This window comes from Flavobacterium pedocola, from assembly GCF_053764385.1.
Map to the genome: position 1 here is coordinate 20,873 of NZ_JBSNCR010000002.1, position 21,067 is coordinate 41,939.

Below are 21,067 nucleotides of genomic sequence, written 5' to 3' on the forward strand. Positions count from 1 at the left end.
CATATTAATATTGGAAGTAAAAGCCATTGGGACCAACTCCTACAGCATAAGTATCCAGCAAGGCGCCTGTCATAGAGTATTGATATACGGCGCTATCGGAAGCAAAATCCCCACCATCAGCAATATAAATTTTACCTTCATGGATTTCAAACCCATACATCTGCCCCCAAGCTGATGTTGAATTGTACGTCATTATTGGTGTTGTACTGATTGATACAGTGCTTAAACCGGCACTGTAAACAGAAGTTCCGGACGTGAAAAAGAGCTGGTTATTTTCAATATCCAATTGTTTCGGATTGTCAATTTCAGACGGAACAGAGACCGAAGAAGCAATTTGATTGTTGCTCAGATTGATCCTGAAAATTGCACCGGCACTTGAACTATCAGAAGTCAAAACGTATAAAACCCCGTCTTTCACTTCCATCGAATTGGGAGAATTTGTCCCTCCTAAAGCAATAACTTCTTCTGCAGTTCCGGTAACCGTATTAAAAACCGTAACAGTATTACCGTTCCCAAAACAACCGTTGGCGATGTATAATTTACCATTGTACTCCAATACTTTTTCAGACCAGTTTGCAAGAGCAATGGTTGACGTCGAATAGTTTTCCAGATTCACAACCGTAAGAAAATCATCTGTACTGCTTGAAAAATCAGCAGCGTTGGTAATGTAAACCTTGCCGTTCACCAAAGCGCCATATCTCGGGTTTTCCAAATCCGTGGTAATTGAAGTCAGGTATTTAAAAGTAAAGCGATTCACTACTGTAATTTTATTGGCAGAGCCCGATATGATAAAAGCCTTATCTTCCACAAAAAACATGGATTGTAAATAGCTTCCCATACCCAATTCATCAGGATTGACATTCCCGAAAACATCCTGTTCCACCGCTCCGTCATTTCTTATAAAAGTTACCGATGCGGTCGAAGGGTTACTGTTCCCTTCATTAAGCACAAAAAAGCCGTTTTCGTAATCGCCTAACGGGGCCTTTTCAAAAGTATCGTCCTTGTTACAGGATGCTAAAAAAACTGAAACCAGAGTCGCAGTTAAAAACAATTTCCATGTTGATTTCATGATTCATTAAGATTTAGGATTGCATATACAGTGAAATTTCTGCCGGGCATGAAACGGCCTTCCACACTTTCATACTTTACATTCTGGACATTCTGCATTTTGAGCCCGATTTTATAGCTGTTCTTTTTTCCAAAATCATAATCCAAGCCAAAATTTGAGACCCAATACGCCTCAAGATTGTACCGTGGATTATTATCGGAACGCGTAAACACCTCGTCTACAAACATATGCTGCCCGAAAGCCGACAGTTTTCTAAAATGGTAACCGAGGGAAAGCGTTGCCTTGTGATAAGGCACGTAAATGAGTTGTTTTTGGATTTCCTTGTTTTCAGAAACCGTGTACGCGTAGGTTCCGAAACAGCTAAAAAGATGTTCTCCTATTTTTAATTTCCCGTTCAGTTTGGCTTCTATTCCATACGATTTCACCTTATCGATATTAACCGGTGTCCATAGCTGACCTGCCGGAAGCCAACGGATCATGTTGCTGATATCATTATAAAAGCCTACGAGTTCAAACGACATTTTTTTTAAAGTAAAGTCATTCCCCCATTCCAGTTGTTTTGAGGTTTCGGGTTGTAGGTTTGGGTTACCTCCATTCATCCAATACAAATCATCAAAAGAAGGAATCCTGAAATTTTTGGAAGCGTTCAACCGCGAGGTATAAAAATCTGAAAAACGGTATTTCATCCCGCCGGAATACAAAAACGGGCTACTGTAATTTGTAGTGATTTCCTGTCTCACGGCGATTTCGTACAAAAACCGCTTAACTTTATGACTAAACATTGCATTAAAAGAACTTATCTGGCGGCTTTTGCTTTCTATATCAGAACCTTTCCCTTTGTTTTGGGTAAAATCCGCTACAACATTCAGTTTCATATCCGTTGCCAAATCGTACAGCAAATCATATTTGATCATTGCCGTTTCAACTTGTCCATAGGTAAACTGCTCATTCTTTATATTGGGATAATATTTGTATTTCTCATTTAGTAGGGCCAGTTTAACTTTTGAATTGAATTTTCCTGAAACCACATTCCATTCCAAAAGGTTGCGAAGATTGAGATTATTGTATTTTGTTGGCGTTTCCGTTGGATAAATCAAAGACAGGTGTCGTTCACCTTCGAATAGATAGCTGTAAAATTTTAGTGTGTTAACAGCGTTGATCTTATACCCAAAAGTTAGATTTGAACTGGTATTATAGAAAGCTCCATTTAAATTTTTCCTTTCCGAATCCGGTATTTCATAATCATTTTCAGAATCAAAACGGGTGATGGTAAAACCACAGTAGATTTTCTCCGATGCAGCTTTCAAAGAATAATTAGCAAGGCTGGTTGAAAAACTACCATACTCCAAACGCAGCCTATTTTGAAAAGTGTCTTTAAAAAAGAAATCATTATTGAGATGAATGCTTCCCCCAATGGCGCTACTTCCGTAAATCACGCTTCCTCCGCCTGCCCTCACTTGTATTGAACTGAAATCAGAAGCATTGAGTGTATTAAAATCGGTTTGGCCTGAAAGCTGGGAATTGATATTGATTCCGTTCCAAACCACTGCGGTCTGCGAACTGGTTGTACCTCTGAACGAAGGAGATGAAATCATCCCCAAGCCATATTCTTTAAAATAAATTGAGGTATTGTAAGCAAGTAATTGGGTTAACAGCGGCTGACTTTTCCTTAAAACCGAATCATTCAGCACTTGCAAGGATTGTGTTTCGGAAAACTTTTTAAGTTGCGCGTCAGCAATTATGAGCTCATCAAGTTTATGAACTGGTTTTTGCTGCGCATATACAATACAGCACAACAAGGGCATTAAAACCGTAAAGAGATTTTTCCTGATCATTTCTAAATCTTTTTTCCCGAAGATTTTTAATTTATAATGAATAAGGCAGGTCTCCTGGCTTGCGTCTTGTTATTCACCTTCCCATCTCGTTGTTTGCAACGAGACAGTGGTTATGCAGATAATAACAAGCTTGATAGCTTACAGTTGCGGGTACAGCTCAGGTATTTCACCTGATTCCCTTTTAATGCTGTTTAACAAATCGCTAAACAACAACCAAAATTCGAGAGCAAAATTAACGTTTTTTCAATGTAATACAATTCTTATTGAAAATTTTTTATTAAAAACGTCAAAATCGTCTATTCTTGCTTATAAAAGAATTGCAGAAAATATAGTCTGTGAAGTATTTAAATAATGATTTTGACAACCTGGCCAAATTCCACTTTGTTCGAAAAGGCTTCTTTTAAAGGCAGCTTGGTCTGATGGCAAAGAAAACTTCTGATTGGTCCAGCGTGAGCAACTACGACAATAGGTGTTTTAGAAGGCAGTAATTGTTGCTTTATAAAAGAAAAGATTCTGTTATGCAGTTCCACAAAGGATTCACCATTGGGCACTTTTACGTTTACAAAATCTTTCATCCAAGGTGTAAGTTCTTCCTGGGAAATATCGTCCCATCTTTGAAGTTCCCAATTGCCGAAATCCATTTCCATTAAACGGGCATCTGTTCGATAATTGGAGTTCGATAAATAATCTGCCAAAATCGTACAACGTTGCAAGGGGCTGGAATAAAACAAAGCATCGGGAGGAAGTTGTTTTTGGATGGCTTCAAATTCTGATTCATATGGGAATTTCAAGCCCACATCGGCCTGACCGTAACAAATTCCCTTATCACAATTCGTCTCAGTATGACGTACTAAATAAATTTCCATAACGCTACTACCGACATATAAAAAACGATTTCACAAACCTGTTGCACAGCGCCCAAACAATCTCCCGTATAACCGTCAATCCATTTCTGAAAATAACGCGCCATAAAAAAACGGGTCGCAAAAACGGGAAGTACAATTAAAATCATTTCCCATTGAAAATAAGCAAGCACCAGTAAAGGCAACAATCCAAAAACTAATGCACCAGCCACTTCTACCCATGTAAATTGTTGTGCAATCGGTTTACTTTTACTCGAAGCATCCTCTCTGGAATACTGATGTGTAAACACTATGGAAATAGCAGCCAGACGACTAATGGAATGTGCCGCTACAAACAGTAATAAAACAATTTCCCAAGTAAGAAAACTGATTTTAAAAGGAAACGCAAACAGCTCCTGAAGCATCATAAATTTAAGCCCGAACAACAACACCAAACCAATGGCACCGTATGCTCCAATGGCACTGTCCTTCATGATCATCAGGATTTTCTCTTTGGTCCAGCCTCCGCCAAAACCGTCGCATACATCAGCGAAACCATCTTCGTGAAAAGCCCCGGTTACCAAAATGCCCGCGATAATACCCAGCACAACAGCTACTCCGGAAGAAAAAATGAATGTCGCACCGTAAAAAACCAAAAAGGTAATCAAACCCACTATCCATCCCACAATAGGAAAATAGCGCGTGGCCTTGTTCAAATATTCCGGATCGTGCGTGATATTCTTAGGACACGGAATACGCGTGTAAAACATCAAAGCCGTAAAAAATATATCAAGTTCTTTTTTCATCTTACTTCTTTATTCTTTGCTCTTACTTCTATTCTCTATTACTAACCCCCGCACTTTCAAAACTTGCCATCTCATTCAAAAAGGCAACTGCGGATTGTAAAATAGGAAACACAACTGCACAACCTGTTCCTTCGCCTAATCGTAAATCGAGTTGCAAAATTGCTTTTGCATTCAGGTAATTAAGCAGTTTACTATGTGCCTGTTCTGCAGACAAATGACTGAAAACCGCATTGTTGCAAATCTCCGGATTCTTCTTTGAGGCAATCAGAAAGGCGACGCTACAAATAAATCCGTCCACCAAAATAAGCATGTTGTTTTTATAAGCTTCGAGCATTCCGCCTGCCATCTGCAGAATTTCAAAACCGCCGAAATAAGCCAATTTACTTTCCAGATCCTCTTCACCGTTATAGGAATCAATTGCTTTTCGCAAAATTTCAATTTTGAATTTCAGCTTTTCGTCGTTCACTCCGGTTCCTTTCCCTACGCATTCTTCAATAGGAATTCCGGTAATAATACTCATCAGTACAGAAGCCGTGGAAGTGTTGCCAATGCCCATTTCACCAAAACCGATACAGTTGCTCCCTTTTTGGGCAATAGCGGAAACGATTTCACTTCCTTTGGCAAAACACAACAGCAGTTGGTCCGGACTCATGGCCGGTCCGTGTAAAAACGATTGGGTTCCTCTGTCGATTTTTGCAGCTATTAAATTGGCTACCGGCTGAAAATCATAATTCACACCGGCATCAACAATCGATAATTGAATTCCGTTTTGGCGGCAAAACACATTGATGGCGGCTCCTCCGTCAAGGAAATTGGTAACCATCTGCCGGGTCACATCCTGCGGATAAGCACTAACGCCGTGATTCGCAATACCATGATCGGCGGCAAACACAACGATGTTCGGCTGAATGATTTTCGGGGATAAGGTTTTGAAAACTGTTCCGATTTGACCGGCAAGCTGTTCCAAAACTCCTAAAGCCCCAGTTGGTTTGGTTTTATTATCGATTTTGTGTTGCAAAGCCGATTGAAATACTGCTGTTACCTCATCATCGGGTTTTATCAGTTGTATTTCTTTATCGTTTTCCAACTGATGAATGGAATTGATTTCCGCAACGAATGGTTTTTCAGATTTTTGTTTCCAATGCAGTTGCTGCAGCATAGGCTGGTTGTCGTAATTCGTAGCCGGTTTTCCGATACAGAAATACCCTAACGGCTCGATATGTTCGGGCAATCCGATAAGTTTCTTAAACTGATAATAATTCAAAATGGAAACCCAACCCATGGAATAGCCTTGCTCGGTAAGTGACAGCCAAATATTCTGCGCAGCACAAACAGCACTGAACTTTATCGCTTCATTACTCCCGACAGTTCCGATGGTAAAATGGTTCAAAACCGAACGGTCGTAACAGATAACCAATCCCAGCGGCGCTTCCTCAATAGCTTCCAGTTTCAGGTTTTTGTATTGGGTTTTCTGCTTTTCATCATCGGTTAATGAGGCGGCTTTTGCATCGTATTCCAGAAAAAGTTCTTTAACCGCTCTCTTTACTTCTGACGAAGTAACCAGATAATATTTTGTGGCGTCCGTCAATCCTACGGAAGGTGCCAGATGACCTGCCTGTAACGCTTTCTCAATAACCGCATCCGGGACAGCATCCGTTGTAAAATGACGGGTGTCGCGGCGGGATTTCAAAATTTCATATAAATCGGTCATCTTAAAAGTATTTCAAATTATTCGTCCCAAACGACAAAACAATAGTCGTTATAGGTTTTGGTTGTGTATTCCGGTAATTTTATGCGTTCTGAAAACAAAGGGCAATTCACCACCAAGGTATGAAATTCTCCGTTTTCTCCGCAGGCATCAATACCTTTCGATTCCAGTTCCTGGGCTAGTTCTTTGGTTAGAATTTTTCCAAGATAGCTTTCACCCATTTGTGTATTGCACGATACGATCATGGTTTCAATACCGGCATCGATCATTTCGTGGACCAAAGTAAGCCGGTCCTGTTGCCAAAGCGGTAAAACAGCCCGTAATGATGAGGCATCACACACTTTCTCTTCCCAATCTCTGTGCGGCTGTAAATCGATATCGCCAAAAACGGCAGCATCCAGATTAAACTCAGCTTTTAAATAGTTCAGTGTTTTGATGAATTCAGCTTCATAATCGCCCCAGGTTGCCGGCACCGCTTCTAACGGGAGTTGCATTTTTTGAGCCTGTTGCTTCAAAATAACCAATGGCAGACCGTGCGAACGCGATACTTTACCATTTTCGTTCATCATGTTCAAGGCTACTTTGGGGGTAAGTCCGTCAGCGACAGCCTTCATCATGGCATAGCAACTGTCTTTTCCTCCACTCCAGGAAATCACTGTATTCATTTTTTCTCTTTTATTTTCATCGGAATACCGGATACCATAAAAACAACTTCATCGGCATTTTTTCCTAGATACTGGTTCATCCAGCCTTGCAACTCGGTGAATTTACGTCCGATATGGGTTTCCGCATGCACGCCCATCCCAATCTCATTGGTAATAATGATGATGGTTACCTCTTTCTGAGCCGCTATTTTATCAAATTCGGCTTTTGCCTGTTCCAGACTTAGTGCGACATCATTTTTGGTATCAACAAAAAAATTCGTCAGCCAAAGCGTTACACAGTCCACGATGGCCACTTTTCCGGTGAAATCGATTTCACTCAGGAATTTTTCCTTTTCAACATTGATCCAACGCTGATCCCTTTCACTTTGATGGCGGTCGATGCGTTTCTGAAAGTCACCATCCCATTTTCTGGCCGTTGCCACATACATAGGCGTTTGGGAAAGTTCCATCGCCAGATTCTGAGCGTAACTACTTTTTCCGGAGCGCTCCCCTCCTGTTATCAGATAAATCATTTTTTTTATGCTTTAAGTTATAAGCCATAGGCTGTAAGCAATATTCTTTATTCTATTCTCTTTGTTCTTGTTCTTTGCTCTATTCTCTTAATACGGACAATGCCTGCACTCCTTTCCGCAACAATACCCTCTTTTGAGATGGTACCAGGGTTTGAAAACACAGTTTCCTTCTTCGACATAATAATCGATGCCCTCGATCAGGCTCATGGTTTCGGGTAAGTCTTTTGCTCTGTTCGCCGTTGCATTTTCCGGTGTTATCGTGGCAACATATTCGTCAATTTTTACCGAACAGGCGGTTTTAAAACAAGACGGGCACAAACAATCCACTACATCGGTCGGAGCAAAAATCGGCGGATAATCATTGCACCAACATTTATTTCCGGTTAAGGCATCCCCACAATTAAATGGGGTTCCACAGGTCGAACATTTTTTTTCTCTGATGGCATTCATGCCGTAAAGATACTATTTGTGCTTTTTCAGATTTTATAGTTTGCAGTATTTTTTTGCAAATTCTTATACCTTTGCGTCGATGAAAAACAACACAATGAAATATTCTTTTTACAAATTCCTTCTTTTTTCCGCATTGCTGACACTCATCGGATGCAAAAAAAACGAAGCCGTTTCCACAACCCAAAAAGCTGTAGTTGAAAACGAAATACAATATGCCAGCGGCTTAAGCATCTTCAAATACAAAGGCTATTCCATTGTTAAGGTTACCGATCCGTGGCCAAATGCCGATAAAGATTTCACCTATATCTTACAGGAAAAAAACGCCGTAATTCCGGACAGCTTACAAAAACACACGATCATACCCGTTCCCCTGAAATCCATAGTGGTCACTTCAACTACGAATATTCCGTTTCTTGAAATGTTAGGCGTGGAAAACAAATTGGTCGGATTCCCACACACCGATTATATCTCCTCTGAAAAAACAAGGGCTTTAATCCATCAGGGGCAGGTAAAAAATGTTGGGCAAAACGAACGCCTGAACATGGAAAAACTGATCGAATTGGCGCCAGAGTTAATTGTCACTTTTGGGGTAGACAACAACAACCCGATGATTCAGAACCTTGAAAAAAGCGGACTGAAAGTAATGATACAGGGCGATTGGATGGAACAGTCCCCATTGGGAAAAGCAGAATGGATAAAATTATATGCAGCTTTATTCGGCAAAGAAAAAGAGGCTGAAAAATTATTCAACAATATTGTAAAAAACTACCAACACGCTTTAGAATCGGTTAAAACAACCAAGACAGAAGCTACCGTTCTTTACGGAAACATGTACCAGGAACAGTGGTTCGTAGCCAAAGGAAACAGTTGGGTGGCCCAGTTTTTAAAAGATGCAAAGGCAAATTACCTTTGGAAAGATGTGGAAGGCACCGGAAGTTTAGGTTTATCCTTCGAAGATGTGCTGGACAAAGCCAAAAATGCAGATTGCTGGATTGCCGCTGGAACCTTCCAAACGTTAGCAGAACTGGAAGAAAGCAACCCGCATTACAGTCAGTTTAAAGCCTTTAAAAACAAAAACGTTTATACCTTTGAAGCAAAATTAGGGGCTACCGGCGGAACGGTTTACTATGAATTAGGGCCAAGCCGTCCGGATTTAGTCTTAAAGGATTATGTAAAAATATTTCACCCGGAACTTTTACCGAACTACCAACTTACCTTTGCGGTAAAACTTAAATAAATTGGCGAACACCAAACGAAATACGATTTTATTCCTGCTCCTTGGATTGGCCTTGGGGGTACTGTTGCTGGTAAACATCAGCTTCGGTTCCGTGACTATCCCTTTCAAGGAAGTTTTCAACAGCCTTAGTGGCGGCCAGGCCAGTAAATCCACCTGGGAATACATCATCATCAATTATCGTTTGCCCAAAGCCATTACAGCCATTTTGGTAGGCATGGGACTTTCGATCGGCGGGCTTTTAATGCAGACGTTGTTCCGAAATCCGCTTGCCGGACCGGATGTGCTCGGCCTAAGTTCCGGAGCAAGTTTGAGTGTGGCCTTTGTAATATTAGGCGCGGGTTTTTTACCGCCTTTTTTAAGTTCGGTTTTATTGTCGCCTTACGGTTTGGTTTTAGCATCGACTTTTGGAAGTTTTATGGTTTTGATAGCCGTGCTTTTGGTGTCACAACAATTAAGGGATACCATGGCAATATTGATAGTCGGTCTGATGTTCAGTAGTTTTACCAATGCTTTTGTGAACATCCTGACGTATTTCAGTTCGGCGGAACAGCTTCAGAAATTCACGTTCTGGTCGATGGGGAATCTTGGCAATTTGTCCTGGAGCTCCATACTGCTTTTATCGGTTTGTGTGCTGATGGGGTTGCTGTTCAGTTTAGTCAACGTAAAACCATTAAACACGTTACTTTTAGGTGAAAATTACGCGAGAAGTTTAGGATTGAATTTCAAAAGAACGCGTTTGACGATTTTAATTACCACGAGTATCTTAACCGGAAGCATAACTGCTTTTGCCGGACCGATTGCCTTCATAGGTTTAGCGATGCCACACATTGCAAAATTATTGTTTCAGACCAGCAACCATACCGTTTTGTATTGGAGCACACTGCTTTTGGGCGCTTCGGTAATGCTGATCTGTGATGTGGTTTCCCAAATGCCAGGCATGGAAGTAACCTTACCGATTAATGCCATAACTTCGATTATTGGCGCCCCGGTAGTGGTTTGGCTGTTAGTCCGAAAACGAAAAATGATGAATTAAGTTTCCTGTTCCGATGAAAAAAAGCATACTACATACCGAAAACCTGACTACCGGCTATACCTCAAAGAACGGTAAATCGGTGATTGCTCAAAATTTAAACCTGGAACTGCCCGCAGGAAAACTGATTGCACTGATTGGCGCCAACGGTATCGGAAAATCGACCTTATTACGAACCATAACCGGAATCCAACAGCCGCTGGAAGGAAAAGTTTTTCTGAACGGAAAAGAAATAGCCGCCTACGAACCATTGCAATTAGCACAAAACCTGAGTGTGGTATTAACCGAAAAGCTACCGCCAAGCAATCTGACAGTTTTTGAACTCATCGCTTTAGGAAGACAACCCTACACCAACTGGATTGGCACTTTAACCGAAACGGACCGCGAAAAAATCCAAGAAGCCATCGAACTGACGCAAATTTCGCATCTGATCCATAAAAAACACTACGAAATAAGCGACGGACAATTGCAGAATGTTTTAGTGGCCCGAGCCTTAGCCCAAGACACGCCGCTAATCATTCTTGACGAACCTACCACACATTTGGATCTGGTGCATAAAGTGGCACTTTTCAAACTTCTGAAAAAACTAAGTCACGAAACCGGGAAATGCATCTTGTTTTCCACCCACGATGTCGATTTGGCCATTCAGTTAAGTCACGAAATGATTGTGATGACAGAAGGAAAAGTAGTTCAGAACGAGCCTTGTAACCTGATTTCCGACGGTACTTTCAACACGATTTTCAAAGACGACCACATCTTTTTCGATCCGGAAAAAGGGAAATTTATCGTTCGGTAAAACCATTTTTACGGCCGTATTTCGTAACTTTATCCTTTCAAAAAAGGAAGTCATGAAAGCAAATTCTTTTCTTACCCTGGCAGTACTAATTACATCAATTATGACTACACAAGCACAGTTGAAAGCCGTTCCATACGCTGATGGCAGTCAAAAACTTGAAGGTTTTTCAGGAAAACCCGCCAAAGCAAATCCTAAAAAAGCAGGTGTGTTGATTCTGCCGGCCTGGATGGGGATTGATACCCATTCAAAAGAAAGCGCCGCGGAACTTTCCAAATTGGGTTATTATACTTTTGTGGCCGATATCTACGGAACCGACAAACGACCGACAAATGCTCAGGAAGCCGGAAAAATGGCAGGCCACTTCAAAAAGAATTACGCTGATTATCAAAAACGCATACAACTGGCGTTGGACGAACTAATCAAATCCGGGGCGAATAAGAATGAAATTGCCGTAATCGGGTATTGTTTCGGCGGAAGCGGTGCTTTGGAAGCGGCAAGGATGAACTTACCGGTAAAAGGTGTGGTTTCTTTTCACGGTGGTTTAGGAAAGGATGCCGCAAGACCAACTGAAAACATTGTTCCAAAAGTGCTGGTGCTTCACGGGGCAGACGATTTCTTTGTTCCGGATACTGAAATAAAGGCTTTTCAGGACGAAATGCGCACCGCCAAAGCAGATTGGCAAATGATTTATTATGCTGATGCCGTTCATGCCTTTACCCACAAAGATGCTGGTTCGGACAAATCCAAAGGTGTCGCTTACAATGAAAAAGCGGATAAACGTTCCTGGAAAGCCATGTTAAGCTTCTTTAAAGAATTGTTTTAATTATTCATCCAATTCAGGCAGTTTTGATGGCATTTCATGGTTATGCGTGATTTTTTCAGGTAAAATCTTGTTGAGGAATTTTTCAAAAGCGGGTAAAAACCAAACAAATACTATTACACCTAAAAAATTAAAGAGGAAATGTGCGTTGGCAAGCATCTGTTCCAATGTGGATTCACCGCTCATCCATTCCACAAAATACACGAAAGGCATAAAAAGCAGCAAGCAGATGACAATCGAGGTGAAGTTAAAAATCAGGTGAAATAGCCCGGTTTTAATGCCTTGTCGGTTACCGCGAATAGTAGCGAGTAAGGTATCACTACAGGTTCCAAGTTCGGCACCCAGCATAATGGCAATACCACCCACTAGACTAATCGCTCCTTTTTTCACCAAAAGTATCGCCATACCCACCGTAGCCGATGACGACTGTATGATTAGAGTAACAAGAGCTCCCGTTATCGATCCAGTTATCGGATTGTCCATTTTTTGCATCCACTGATGAAATACCGGATCCTGTTTTAAAGGTGAAATGGCATTCTCCATGATGAACAGCCCAAAGAACAGCATTCCGAAATAAATGAACAGCTGGCCATATCGTTTAATATGTTCTTTTGAAGTGATCAGCAGAACCGCCATCCCTATAATCAGTAAAATGGGTGAATATTTAGCAACATCCAGCGCGATAATCTGACTGCTGATGGTCGTTCCGATATTGGCCCCCATCACAATCCCCATCGCCTGCCTGAAAGTAAGCAATCCGGAATTCACCAAAACAATTGTGATAATGATTACAACGGAAGAGGAATCCAGAAGAATCGTAATTATGGTACCGGTAAGTATGGCGGTAAAAGTATTTTTGGTGAAATGCAACAGCCATTTTTTTGGTTTTTTGGACGTAACTTTCCGAATAACATCAGAAAGACTGGTTACCGCGTACAGGAAGAGGACCAAACCTCCGAGCAGTGTTAAAACGATCTCGCTCATGGCTTCCAATTTTTAAAAATTGAAACACCCTAAGATAAGACTTTTTTGTAAGTTAAATGTTTATAAAACATTATATTTCAGTTAATTAACAAAAAAGCCTCGCAAAATGCAAGGCTTTAATTTGTATTATTGCGTATGGATTACTTTTGCTCATAATCGTAGTTCACCATCCAGTTGATCCCGAATTTATCCGTAAACATCCCAAAATAAGCTCCCCAAAACGTCTTGTTCAACGGCATGGTAATTTTTCCGCCGGCAGAAAGGCCATTAAAAATACGCGTCGCTTCATCTTCGCTTTCCGCATTGATCGATACCGCAAAATTATCCCCGAAAGTTGAAAGACCTCCACAGGCTTCTGTTGCATCGCTTCCCATTAAAACTGTGTTTCCGATAGGTAAGGAAATGTGCATTATTTTTTCTTTATCGGATTCTGAAATAGAAAACTCATCGGAAGGCGGCATGTCTTTAAATTTCCCGGCGTAAGGAAAATCGCCTCCAAAAACTGATTTGTAAAAATTAAACGCTTCTTCGCAAGTACCGTTAAAGGTAAGATAAGGATTTACTACTGCCATAATTTATTGTATTTGGTTTATTCTCAAATTTACATAAAGTTTCCAATCCTACAAATAAGTTTCCCCTATGCCACCCGAAAGAAAAAAAGTTTTAAAAAAACGAAATAAACACTTGATAATCAGGTGTTTATGTGATATTTAGAGTACCTTTATAGTTAAAAAAACGAGTTTCCAAAAGCATTATTACTAATTCTAAAAATTGTAGTGTATGGAAAAGATGTATCTCTTGAGAAAAATTCTCTTACTTAGTTCAGTACTCATTCTTTTTTCGTGTGAGAAAGAAGATATTTTGAGTAGTAATATCGATCAATCAAAAAAACAAAACGGTTTATCAACACAGGCTCTTGCCGGTAAAACCATCCAAGGTGATTATGTAGCGGTTGGAGATGGTTTTGTATTTTCCTGGGTCACCTTTAACAAATCCGGAGAACTTATGGAAATCGGAATCGATATTACCCCTGAAGTGTACGAAAGCCTTCCTAAATCAGGAGACTTTGAAAGCCCGGTTAACATACCGTTTGCAAACGTAGTTAAAGACCAAATTCCTTTCGATCATGTTGGTTTGAACTGGGACAGCGGCGGTTCGAAAAATCCAATATTATCCAAAGCCCATTTGGATATCCATTTTTACATGATTTCCATGGAAGAAAGAATGAGAATTCCAGTATTTTCAGATATTTCCGAACCTTTTTTCAACAATTATCCGCCTCCAGGATACTTTGCTGCCGGGTATAAACCTTTTGCAAAAAATTCACGTGCGGAAGCAAAAATTGGTAACCACTGGCTAGTTGCCGAAAAAGATCCGAAACCTTTAGACTATGCCCTATTTTTAGGAAGCTATAACGGGTTATTTACTTTCATCGACCCAATGGTGTCCCTTGACTTTATAAAAAGTGACAGTCAACTGATTTCACAATCATTTCCGCAACCGGATATTTACCCATCGGATCAAGAGTTCCCGAAACATTTCAACATTTACACCAGCAAAGCCGGAAACAATAGTATTTCCCTGAGTAATTTTAATCAGCGATAAAAAAAAGCCCTGTTCAAAAACAGGGCTTTTTTTATAACAAATACGGAAACCGTTCATTTATTTTCTTCAGCAAAAACCATCCGAGAACACCCAGAATACAAATCAGGAAATATTTCAGCACGATATAATCGAAGCTACGCTGCGGCAAAAACTCATACACCAATCGGATCATGTAGGGATGACAAAGATAAATGCCCAGCGAAAGACTCGAAGGTATACTGATGTTCCAGTTTATTCCCGATTCCACTGCCCACAACAAAACCAACATACTGACCGGCAGCATAAAAACATAAAAATCCAGAGCACCTAATTTTAGTGTAAAGTAAAAATAGGATTCCAGCAAAAGCCCGATAAAAAACAAAGGCATCAGATAAGCAATCGTTTCCTTTTTAATTTTCCAGTGTTCGTACAAGGTTCCTAACAGCAGGAAAGGAAAAGCAAAAAAGAGCCCGTTCCGAGTGGTGCCCATTACTTCATAAACAACTTTCAAAACAGGAAAAACATCTAGGCTTTTATCTTTATACAGCAATTGAAAAGCATATCCTAAAACAAATAAGGAAACCCCTAAAACCATCTTCTGTTTTACAGCCCATCGTCTTGACAAATAAAGCAATCCCACCCCGATAACGGTTGCCAGCAGGTACCACAAATGCCAGTAACCATAAATCAGTTTATAAACAAGCTCTGAGGTGTCAAACCAGCCTAAACGATACGAACGGATCATATCGGGTAAATAGATAAGCTGCCAAACAAGGTAAAGGATAACGATACGCCTACAGTATCTTTTCAAGTATAAACCGTCGTCTAACTTCTTCCGAAGCAAATACCCCGAAATAATAAAAAAGGAAGGCACTCCAATTCTTGTAATCCCGTTAGCAATTTCATAGGAAACCAATGCCTGCCAACCGCTAAGACCTTTAATCGGAAAAATATGCAACGCTATGATAAGAAAGGCCAGCAATAGCTTAACAAAATCAAGGGAAGCGTTTCGGTTTTGTGACATCGTAATAGGATTATGACCAAATATAGCAAAAACGCATCATATAAAATCATCGATTATTTCCTACATTTAACAGTAATAAAATAAAAGTTTAAAAAAGCTGTTGTAACTTTATAAACCTGATTTTTAAATAGTAATCAATTCTCTAAAATTAAACGAATGGCTACAACAGAAAAAAACACCATTACGGTTGCCGCAACAGTAAATGTTCCCGTACACAAAGCCTGGGAATTCTGGACCGAACCACAACACATCACCCAATGGAACAATGCTTCCAATGACTGGCATACTCCCAAAGCCACCAACGATTTAAGAAACGGAGGCTCATTCAATTACCGTATGGAAGCCAAAGACGGCAGTTTCGGTTTCGACTTTGAAGGAAACTATACCGAAATAAAACCCAACGAACTTATCGAATACACCATCGCCGACGGAAGAAAGGTTCAGATCCTTTTCGAATCGCTGGACAACGAAACCCATGTTACCGAAATTTTCGAAGCGGAAGATGTTCATCCCGTGGAACTTCAGCAGGACGGCTGGCAGGCCATTCTTAACAACTTCAAACGTTATACCGAAACCCATTAAGCTATCGCTATGAGATCACAAGTTTTTATCAACCTTCCGGTCAAAGACCTTAACAAAGCCATGGCTTTTTATACCTCCATCGGTTTTAACAACAATCCGCAATTCACGGATGACACTGCTGCCTGTATGGTTTTCAGTGAAGAAATTTTTGTTATGCTGCTCACGCACGACCGTTTCAAAGGTTTCATTAAAAAAGAGATGGCCGATACAACCAAAACCACAGCCGTAATCAACTCATTATCCATGGAAAATGTGGCAAAAATGAACGAAACGGCAGATAATGCCTTAAAAGCAGGGGGAACAGAACCGACAGAACCCAAAGATTACGGGTTCATGCAACAACGAAGTTTTGAAGATCCGGACGGGAATTTCTGGGAAGTTTTTTACATGGACATGAGTCAGTTTCCACAACAGTAACCTGAAACATCATGAAAAATCCGATTTATCCCTGCTTATGGTTTGATGGCCGGGCCAAAGAAGCCGCTGATTTTTATTGTTCGGTTTTCAAAGATTCCAAAATTCTTGAAACGAATCCGATGGTTACCACTTTTGAAGCTTCCGGACAAAAATTCATGTGTTTGAACGGTGGGCCGATGTTCAGCATCAATCCCTCCATCTCCTTTTTTGTGGTCTGTGAAACCGAAGCGGAAACAGATGCACTCTGGAAAAACCTATTAGACGGAGGATCCGTTTTGATGGCTCTGGACAAATATCCCTGGAGCGAAAAATACGGTTGGGTGAAAGACAAATTTGGTGTAAACTGGCAGGTATCCTATGGTAAATTTGAAGATGTCGGTCAAAAATTCACACCTACTTTAATGTTTACCGAAGCAGTTCACGGAAAGGCGGAGGAAGCACTGAACTTTTACACGTCAATCTTCAAAAATTCAAGCATTACCGGCATCCTGAAATATACGGAAGAAGAACCAGATGTTACCGGGACCGTAAAACATGCACAATTCACTTTGAACAATAATGTGTTTATGGCTATGGATAGCGGTTATCCGCACGGTTTTACTTTCAGCGAGGGACTTTCATTAGTAGTGGAATGTGAAAACCAGGAAGAGATCGACTATTTTTGGATCAAACTTACCCAAGACGGAGAAGAAAGCATGTGCGGTTGGCTCAAAGACAAATACGGAGTTTCGTGGCAGATTATCCCTGAAATTTTAGGCGACCTGATGAAAAACCCCGAACAAGCACAACGCGTGGCCCAGGCTTTCCTTAAAATGAAAAAATTTGATATTGAGGCTTTACTGAATGCCTAAAAAGCTGTTTTGTTTCAGCTGCATGCGTACCGATTTTCAGTTGCAATACTTTTTCCGTTAAATCTAACAAGACGAATTCCTCTCACTCAATGGAAAAAGTATTGTAAACTACATACTACATTAAAAATAACCCTTTGTTAAATTCAGAATCTTTTTCCGATTATATTTACTTTATCGGATAATTTCGTTATAAAAAGATAATTATCAGCAACTTATATATTTTTTTCTTATATTGGTTATGAAAATGCCGCCAAATCAATTTCATACAAGCCGACCGGTTTATTACAGTTTGCTGTAAACAGTTCCAAAATCTCTGTTTTCGGCAAGTTAAGAGAAGTTAAACTTAATAAAGTCAGGGATTATGATGAGATTATTACTTTTACTTTCGGTCTTGCATTCACAACTAACCTACCCGCAATGTTGGTTGTCCATTACTGCCAAAAACGGACAGTCCGCAGCTATCAAAACGGATGGGAGCTTATGGACCTGGGGCTTCAATGGCCAAGGTCAATTAGGGGATGGCTCGACCATAAACAGAAATTCACCTACTCAGGGCAACACCAACACAGACTGGAAAACCATTGCTTCCGGTTACAACCACATGGTAGCCATCAAAGAGAACAACACCCTGTGGGCCTGGGGCTCTAACAACAGCGGACAATTAGGTATCGGTACCAATTCCAACAATTCTTCTGCCGTACAAATAGGCTCGGAGCATAATTGGCGAGTTATTGCTGCAGGAAACAATCATACGTTAGCCATTAAAACAAACGGCACGCTATGGGCCTGGGGCAGTAATGCCTACGGTGCGTTAGGCGACGGATCATCGTCTAACAGAAACACACCGGTTCAAATTGGCTCCGACAGTAACTGGCTGATCATTTGTGCAGGAGACAACAACTCGTTTGCCATAAAAACCAATGGTACCTTATGGGCCTGGGGCGACAACAGTAGCGGGAAACTGGGTGATGGTACCGCAATGTACAGAACAACTCCGGTACAAATCGGAACGGATACGGATTGGACTACTATAGACGAAGGCTATTTACACACGGTCGCCACAAAACAAAACGGAACACTGTGGGCCTGGGGAAAAAACAGCTTCGGCCAGTTAGGAAACGGCACGACATCCGATAGTTTTTCACCGGTCCAGGTCGGAACGGATACTAATTGGAAAAAAGTAAGTGCCGGTGGCTATCACACCGTTGCCATAAAAAATGACGGCTCCTTATGGGCTTGGGGTTACAACAGCTACGGTCAGCTGGGCATCGGCAATAACACCAACAAAAATACTCCTACGTTGGTTGACGATATTTACGATTGGAGTAATATAGCTTTATCCTATCAGCATACAATTGCCATAACGGAAACAAATGGCATTTACAGTTGTGGTTTTAACACAGACGGTCGTCTTGGAATCGGCAATTTCAGTCATAGAAACACACTTACTCCTGTAATATGCACAACACTTGGTTCAGAAGACTTTAGCACTTCTTCAGTTACAGTTTATCCAAATCCGGCGAGCAATCTGATCAATATCAGTACTGCAAATACGTTCGAAATAAAACGAATAGGCATTTATGATACTTTAGGCAAGAAAGTTCTGGAACAATCCGGAAATGTTTCACAGATACCTGTAGACCAACTGCAAACGGGCCTGTATTTTTTGCAGGTTCAAACCCAGACTGAAAGCTTTGAAACCCGGTTTTTTAAAAAACCATAAAGTCCTACAGACAACGCTTTAATTTTAAAAATCACTTTCTTTAACTTTTGTACAGATAAAGCTTTTTTATCTGAACAGCACATTTGTTGTTTATACAATTTACACATACAATCAGATAATTTTGCTATTTTTACCGGTATTAAAAAACAAAACCATGTCACAGACTTTACTCGTATTAGCCTCATTCACAACCGCTTTATTACTAGGGATTTATATCGGAAAAATCATTTTCAGCAATCAGTCGAAATCTGAAAAAACCGGACTGGAAGAAAAGATTAACGGCCTGTTATCACAAATCGAACAGCTGAAACAGCAATTTCAAAACGAACGCCTTCAGTTCGAAAAACAAACCCAGCAATTATCCGCCGAAAAAGAAAGCATCCGTACTGAAAAAGACGCACTTTCCATCCAGTTAACAAAAAAGGAAGCCGATTTTGACAATCTTTGGGAGCGCAGTAAAGAACAGAAAGAAGAAGTCAATCAGCTTCAGGAAAAATTCACCAAAGAATTTGAAAACCTGGCCAATAAAATCCTTGAAGAAAAAACGGTAAAATTCACGGAACAAAACAAGGAAAACCTGAAAAATATCCTGAACCCGCTTCAGGAGAAAATCCACCTTTTTGAAAAGAAAGTAGAAGATACCCACAAGGAAAGTATCGATTATCATGCGGCACTTCGTCAACAGATCCTAGGACTAAAGGAAATGAACGAGCAGATGAGCAAAGAAACATTGAACCTGACCAAAGCCCTGAAAGGTGACAGCAAAATGCAGGGAAACTGGGGTGAACTCATCCTGGAACGCGTGCTGGAAAAATCCGGATTGGAAAAAGGACGCGAATACGAAGTACAGCAAAGTTTCACCACTGAAGATGGCTCCCGTGTTCAACCCGATGTGGTGATCAATTTACCCGACGGCAAAAAAATGATAGTGGATTCCAAGGTTTCGCTGACCGCCTACGAACGTTATATCAATGAAGACGATGAGGAGAACAAAAACGCTTTCCTGAAAGAACATGTAACGTCCATAAAACGCCATGTCGAACAATTAGGCAACAAAAACTACCAGGACTTGTACCAAATAGAAAGCCCGGATTTCGTATTGCTTTTCATTCCAATGGAACCGGCCTTCGCGATTGCTTTAAACGAAGACAATTCACTTTACAACAAAGCTTTTGAAAAAAATATCGTCATTGTTACACCTTCTACCCTTCTAGCTACACTACGTACGATTGACAGCATGTGGACCAATCAGAAGCAACAGGAAAATGCGTATGAAATTGCCCGACAGGCCGGTGCTTTGTATGATAAATTTGAAGGTTTTGTATCGGATTTGATCAAAATCGGTAAAAAAATGGACGAAGCCAAAAGCGAATACGGTAATGCCATGAACAAATTAGTAGACGGAAAAGGAAACCTGATCACCAGCGTTGAAAAACTGAAGAAAATGGGAGCCAAAGCTAAAAAATCGCTTCCGGACAGCGTCTTAAACAGAGCCTTAGAAAAAGAGAACACACCTGAAAACCAACCTTATGGAGACCTATAAAAAAGTAAGCGCTTCTAAAATAACCCTTTCGGAACTGATGCTGCCTTCGCATTCCAATTTCAGCGGAAAAATTCATGGCGGATATATTCTTTCTTTAATGGATCAGATCGCTTTTGCCTGTGCTTCAAAGTATTCTGGCAAGTATTGCGTAACAGCTTCGGTTGACACGGTCGATTTCCTTAATCCGATTGAAGTAGGCGAATTGGTTACGCTGAAATCTTCTGTAAATTATGTTGGTAAAACTTCAATGGTTGTGGGTATCCGTGTGACTTCCGAAAATATTCAGACCGGAAAAGTAAAACATTGCAATTCTTCCTATTTTACGATGGTTGCCAAAGATGAAAACGAAAACCCGACACCTGTACCGAGATTAATACTGACCAATCTGGAAGAAGTACGTCGTTTTTACGAATCTTTGCGACGAATAAACACCAAAAAAGAAGGGAAAGCTATTGAAAGCGCCCTGGATTATACTTCTGATACTGCATTAAAAAATCTTACAGGTTTTAATGTAAAGTTAGAATTATAACATTTTCAATAAATTTTATTAACATCTGAACAAATTCCTACAAAAAGGATATTTTTATTA

General features: G+C 40.5%; 22 protein-coding genes and 1 riboswitch. Of the genes, 11 read left to right on the forward strand and 11 right to left on the reverse strand.

Annotation, left to right across the window (positions count from 1 at the left end):
• Positions 1-4: 4 nt before the first annotated feature.
• From ACWPKD_RS04160 to ACWPKD_RS04195, 8 genes are all read right to left on the reverse strand, one after another.
• Positions 5-1,069 (reverse strand): DUF5074 domain-containing protein, encoded by a 1,065-nt coding sequence (locus ACWPKD_RS04160; protein ID WP_455411424.1) that lies wholly within the window; start codon positions 1,067-1,069, stop codon positions 5-7.
• Positions 1,066-2,904 (reverse strand): TonB-dependent receptor plug domain-containing protein, encoded by a 1,839-nt coding sequence (locus ACWPKD_RS04165; RefSeq protein WP_455411425.1) that lies wholly within the window; start codon positions 2,902-2,904, stop codon positions 1,066-1,068. The genes ACWPKD_RS04160 and ACWPKD_RS04165 overlap by 4 nt, the downstream gene beginning before the upstream one ends.
• A 27-nt stretch (positions 2,905-2,931) precedes the next feature.
• A riboswitch (cobalamin riboswitch) is annotated at positions 2,932-3,137 on the reverse strand.
• A gap of 111 nt (positions 3,138-3,248) precedes the next feature.
• Positions 3,249-3,770, reverse strand: coding sequence for an alpha-ribazole phosphatase (gene cobC, locus ACWPKD_RS04170; RefSeq protein WP_455411426.1), 522 nt, complete (start codon positions 3,768-3,770; stop codon positions 3,249-3,251).
• The gene (locus ACWPKD_RS04175; protein WP_455411427.1) at positions 3,755-4,552 is read right to left on the reverse strand and encodes an adenosylcobinamide-GDP ribazoletransferase; all 798 of its coding nucleotides are present in this window, start codon (positions 4,550-4,552) and stop codon (positions 3,755-3,757) included. The genes cobC and ACWPKD_RS04175 overlap by 16 nt, the downstream gene beginning before the upstream one ends.
• 28 nt (positions 4,553-4,580) lie before the next feature.
• Complete coding sequence (cobT, locus tag ACWPKD_RS04180) at positions 4,581-6,263, reverse strand: nicotinate-nucleotide--dimethylbenzimidazole phosphoribosyltransferase (RefSeq protein WP_455411428.1); 1,683 nt, start codon at positions 6,261-6,263, stop codon at positions 4,581-4,583.
• Between the two features lie 17 nt (positions 6,264-6,280).
• Positions 6,281-6,925: a Dph6-related ATP pyrophosphatase gene (locus ACWPKD_RS04185; protein ID WP_455411429.1), complete on the reverse strand. Its 645-nt coding sequence runs from the start codon at positions 6,923-6,925 to the stop codon at positions 6,281-6,283.
• Positions 6,922-7,437: a bifunctional adenosylcobinamide kinase/adenosylcobinamide-phosphate guanylyltransferase gene (cobU, locus tag ACWPKD_RS04190; RefSeq protein WP_455411430.1), complete on the reverse strand. Its 516-nt coding sequence runs from the start codon at positions 7,435-7,437 to the stop codon at positions 6,922-6,924. Before cobU ends, ACWPKD_RS04185 begins: the two co-directional genes overlap by 4 nt.
• A gap of 87 nt (positions 7,438-7,524) precedes the next feature.
• Positions 7,525-7,887: a DUF5522 domain-containing protein gene (locus ACWPKD_RS04195; RefSeq protein ID WP_455411431.1), complete on the reverse strand. Its 363-nt coding sequence runs from the start codon at positions 7,885-7,887 to the stop codon at positions 7,525-7,527.
• Between the two features lie 94 nt (positions 7,888-7,981).
• Here ACWPKD_RS04195 and ACWPKD_RS04200 point away from each other — a divergent pair, with 94 nt between their 5' ends.
• The 4 genes from ACWPKD_RS04200 to ACWPKD_RS04215 are packed head-to-tail and all read left to right on the forward strand — an operon-like array spanning position 7,982 to position 11,773.
• On the forward strand, positions 7,982-9,124 hold the full coding sequence (locus ACWPKD_RS04200) for an ABC transporter substrate-binding protein (protein WP_455411432.1): 1,143 nt from the start codon (positions 7,982-7,984) through the stop codon (positions 9,122-9,124).
• A 1-nt stretch (position 9,125) separates the two neighbouring features.
• Complete coding sequence (locus ACWPKD_RS04205; RefSeq protein WP_455411433.1) at positions 9,126-10,157, forward strand: iron chelate uptake ABC transporter family permease subunit; 1,032 nt, start codon at positions 9,126-9,128, stop codon at positions 10,155-10,157.
• Positions 10,158-10,170: 13 nt separating this feature from the next.
• The gene (locus tag ACWPKD_RS04210) at positions 10,171-10,950 is read left to right on the forward strand and encodes an ABC transporter ATP-binding protein (RefSeq protein WP_455411434.1); all 780 of its coding nucleotides are present in this window, start codon (positions 10,171-10,173) and stop codon (positions 10,948-10,950) included.
• 52 nt (positions 10,951-11,002) lie between these two features.
• The gene (locus ACWPKD_RS04215; RefSeq protein WP_455411435.1) at positions 11,003-11,773 is read left to right on the forward strand and encodes a dienelactone hydrolase family protein; all 771 of its coding nucleotides are present in this window, start codon (positions 11,003-11,005) and stop codon (positions 11,771-11,773) included.
• On the opposite strand, the gene ACWPKD_RS04220 is transcribed toward ACWPKD_RS04215, so the two are convergent.
• Together ACWPKD_RS04220 and ACWPKD_RS04225 are read right to left on the reverse strand one after the other, a co-directional pair.
• The gene (locus ACWPKD_RS04220; protein WP_455411436.1) at positions 11,774-12,754 is read right to left on the reverse strand and encodes a Na/Pi cotransporter family protein; all 981 of its coding nucleotides are present in this window, start codon (positions 12,752-12,754) and stop codon (positions 11,774-11,776) included.
• 140 nt (positions 12,755-12,894) lie between these two features.
• Positions 12,895-13,326: a VOC family protein gene (locus tag ACWPKD_RS04225; protein ID WP_455411437.1), complete on the reverse strand. Its 432-nt coding sequence runs from the start codon at positions 13,324-13,326 to the stop codon at positions 12,895-12,897.
• 208 nt (positions 13,327-13,534) lie between these two features.
• Here ACWPKD_RS04225 and ACWPKD_RS04230 point away from each other — a divergent pair, with 208 nt between their 5' ends.
• Positions 13,535-14,359, forward strand: a complete 825-nt coding sequence (locus tag ACWPKD_RS04230) for a hypothetical protein (RefSeq protein WP_455411438.1) — start codon at positions 13,535-13,537, stop codon at positions 14,357-14,359.
• A 31-nt stretch (positions 14,360-14,390) separates the two neighbouring features.
• Here the strand turns inward: ACWPKD_RS04230 and ACWPKD_RS04235 are convergent, their stop codons facing one another.
• Positions 14,391-15,362, reverse strand: coding sequence for an acyltransferase family protein (locus tag ACWPKD_RS04235; RefSeq protein WP_455411439.1), 972 nt, complete (start codon positions 15,360-15,362; stop codon positions 14,391-14,393).
• A 156-nt stretch (positions 15,363-15,518) separates the two neighbouring features.
• On the opposite strand from ACWPKD_RS04235, the gene ACWPKD_RS04240 reads away from it, so the two are divergent.
• The 6 genes from ACWPKD_RS04240 (at position 15,519) to ACWPKD_RS04265 (ending at position 21,007) form a co-directional block, all read left to right on the forward strand.
• A complete protein-coding gene (locus ACWPKD_RS04240; protein ID WP_455411440.1) occupies positions 15,519-15,944 on the forward strand; it encodes an SRPBCC family protein in 426 nt (141 codons plus the stop codon).
• Positions 15,945-15,953: 9 nt separating this feature from the next.
• Positions 15,954-16,361 (forward strand): VOC family protein, encoded by a 408-nt coding sequence (locus tag ACWPKD_RS04245; RefSeq protein ID WP_455411441.1) that lies wholly within the window; start codon positions 15,954-15,956, stop codon positions 16,359-16,361.
• 11 nt (positions 16,362-16,372) lie between these two features.
• Complete coding sequence (locus ACWPKD_RS04250) at positions 16,373-17,212, forward strand: VOC family protein (protein WP_455411442.1); 840 nt, start codon at positions 16,373-16,375, stop codon at positions 17,210-17,212.
• A 361-nt stretch (positions 17,213-17,573) separates the two neighbouring features.
• A complete protein-coding gene (locus tag ACWPKD_RS04255) occupies positions 17,574-18,935 on the forward strand; it encodes an RCC1 domain-containing protein (RefSeq protein ID WP_455411443.1) in 1,362 nt (453 codons plus the stop codon).
• A 154-nt stretch (positions 18,936-19,089) separates the two neighbouring features.
• Positions 19,090-20,478, forward strand: a complete 1,389-nt coding sequence (rmuC, locus tag ACWPKD_RS04260; protein WP_455411444.1) for a DNA recombination protein RmuC — start codon at positions 19,090-19,092, stop codon at positions 20,476-20,478.
• Positions 20,465-21,007 carry an acyl-CoA thioesterase gene (locus ACWPKD_RS04265; RefSeq protein WP_455411445.1) on the forward strand — a complete coding sequence of 181 codons (543 nt, stop codon included), beginning with the start codon at positions 20,465-20,467 and terminating at the stop codon, positions 21,005-21,007. The genes rmuC and ACWPKD_RS04265 overlap by 14 nt, the downstream gene beginning before the upstream one ends.
• Positions 21,008-21,067 lie beyond the last annotated feature (60 nt).

What these genes read in the sequence shown, in the direction of transcription:
- ACWPKD_RS04160 (WP_455411424.1), bottom strand. Translation starts at nt 1,069, where the DNA reads ATGAAATCAACATGGAAATTGTTTTTAACTGCGACTCTGGTTTCAGTT.
- ACWPKD_RS04165 (WP_455411425.1), bottom strand. Translation starts at nt 2,904, where the DNA reads ATGATCAGGAAAAATCTCTTTACGGTTTTAATGCCCTTGTTGTGCTGT.
- cobC (WP_455411426.1), bottom strand. Translation starts at nt 3,770, where the DNA reads ATGGAAATTTATTTAGTACGTCATACTGAGACGAATTGTGATAAGGGA.
- ACWPKD_RS04175 (WP_455411427.1), bottom strand. Translation starts at nt 4,552, where the DNA reads ATGAAAAAAGAACTTGATATATTTTTTACGGCTTTGATGTTTTACACG.
- cobT (WP_455411428.1), bottom strand. Translation starts at nt 6,263, where the DNA reads ATGACCGATTTATATGAAATTTTGAAATCCCGCCGCGACACCCGTCAT.
- ACWPKD_RS04185 (WP_455411429.1), bottom strand. Translation starts at nt 6,925, where the DNA reads ATGAATACAGTGATTTCCTGGAGTGGAGGAAAAGACAGTTGCTATGCC.
- cobU (WP_455411430.1), bottom strand. Translation starts at nt 7,437, where the DNA reads ATGATTTATCTGATAACAGGAGGGGAGCGCTCCGGAAAAAGTAGTTAC.
- ACWPKD_RS04195 (WP_455411431.1), bottom strand. Translation starts at nt 7,887, where the DNA reads ATGAATGCCATCAGAGAAAAAAAATGTTCGACCTGTGGAACCCCATTT.
- ACWPKD_RS04200 (WP_455411432.1), top strand. Translation starts at nt 7,982, where the DNA reads ATGAAATATTCTTTTTACAAATTCCTTCTTTTTTCCGCATTGCTGACA.
- ACWPKD_RS04210 (WP_455411434.1), top strand. Translation starts at nt 10,171, where the DNA reads ATGAAAAAAAGCATACTACATACCGAAAACCTGACTACCGGCTATACC.
- ACWPKD_RS04215 (WP_455411435.1), top strand. Translation starts at nt 11,003, where the DNA reads ATGAAAGCAAATTCTTTTCTTACCCTGGCAGTACTAATTACATCAATT.
- ACWPKD_RS04220 (WP_455411436.1), bottom strand. Translation starts at nt 12,754, where the DNA reads ATGAGCGAGATCGTTTTAACACTGCTCGGAGGTTTGGTCCTCTTCCTG.
- ACWPKD_RS04225 (WP_455411437.1), bottom strand. Translation starts at nt 13,326, where the DNA reads ATGGCAGTAGTAAATCCTTATCTTACCTTTAACGGTACTTGCGAAGAA.
- ACWPKD_RS04230 (WP_455411438.1), top strand. Translation starts at nt 13,535, where the DNA reads ATGGAAAAGATGTATCTCTTGAGAAAAATTCTCTTACTTAGTTCAGTA.
- ACWPKD_RS04235 (WP_455411439.1), bottom strand. Translation starts at nt 15,362, where the DNA reads ATGTCACAAAACCGAAACGCTTCCCTTGATTTTGTTAAGCTATTGCTG.
- ACWPKD_RS04240 (WP_455411440.1), top strand. Translation starts at nt 15,519, where the DNA reads ATGGCTACAACAGAAAAAAACACCATTACGGTTGCCGCAACAGTAAAT.
- ACWPKD_RS04245 (WP_455411441.1), top strand. Translation starts at nt 15,954, where the DNA reads ATGAGATCACAAGTTTTTATCAACCTTCCGGTCAAAGACCTTAACAAA.
- ACWPKD_RS04250 (WP_455411442.1), top strand. Translation starts at nt 16,373, where the DNA reads ATGAAAAATCCGATTTATCCCTGCTTATGGTTTGATGGCCGGGCCAAA.
- ACWPKD_RS04255 (WP_455411443.1), top strand. Translation starts at nt 17,574, where the DNA reads ATGATGAGATTATTACTTTTACTTTCGGTCTTGCATTCACAACTAACC.
- rmuC (WP_455411444.1), top strand. Translation starts at nt 19,090, where the DNA reads ATGTCACAGACTTTACTCGTATTAGCCTCATTCACAACCGCTTTATTA.
- ACWPKD_RS04265 (WP_455411445.1), top strand. Translation starts at nt 20,465, where the DNA reads ATGGAGACCTATAAAAAAGTAAGCGCTTCTAAAATAACCCTTTCGGAA.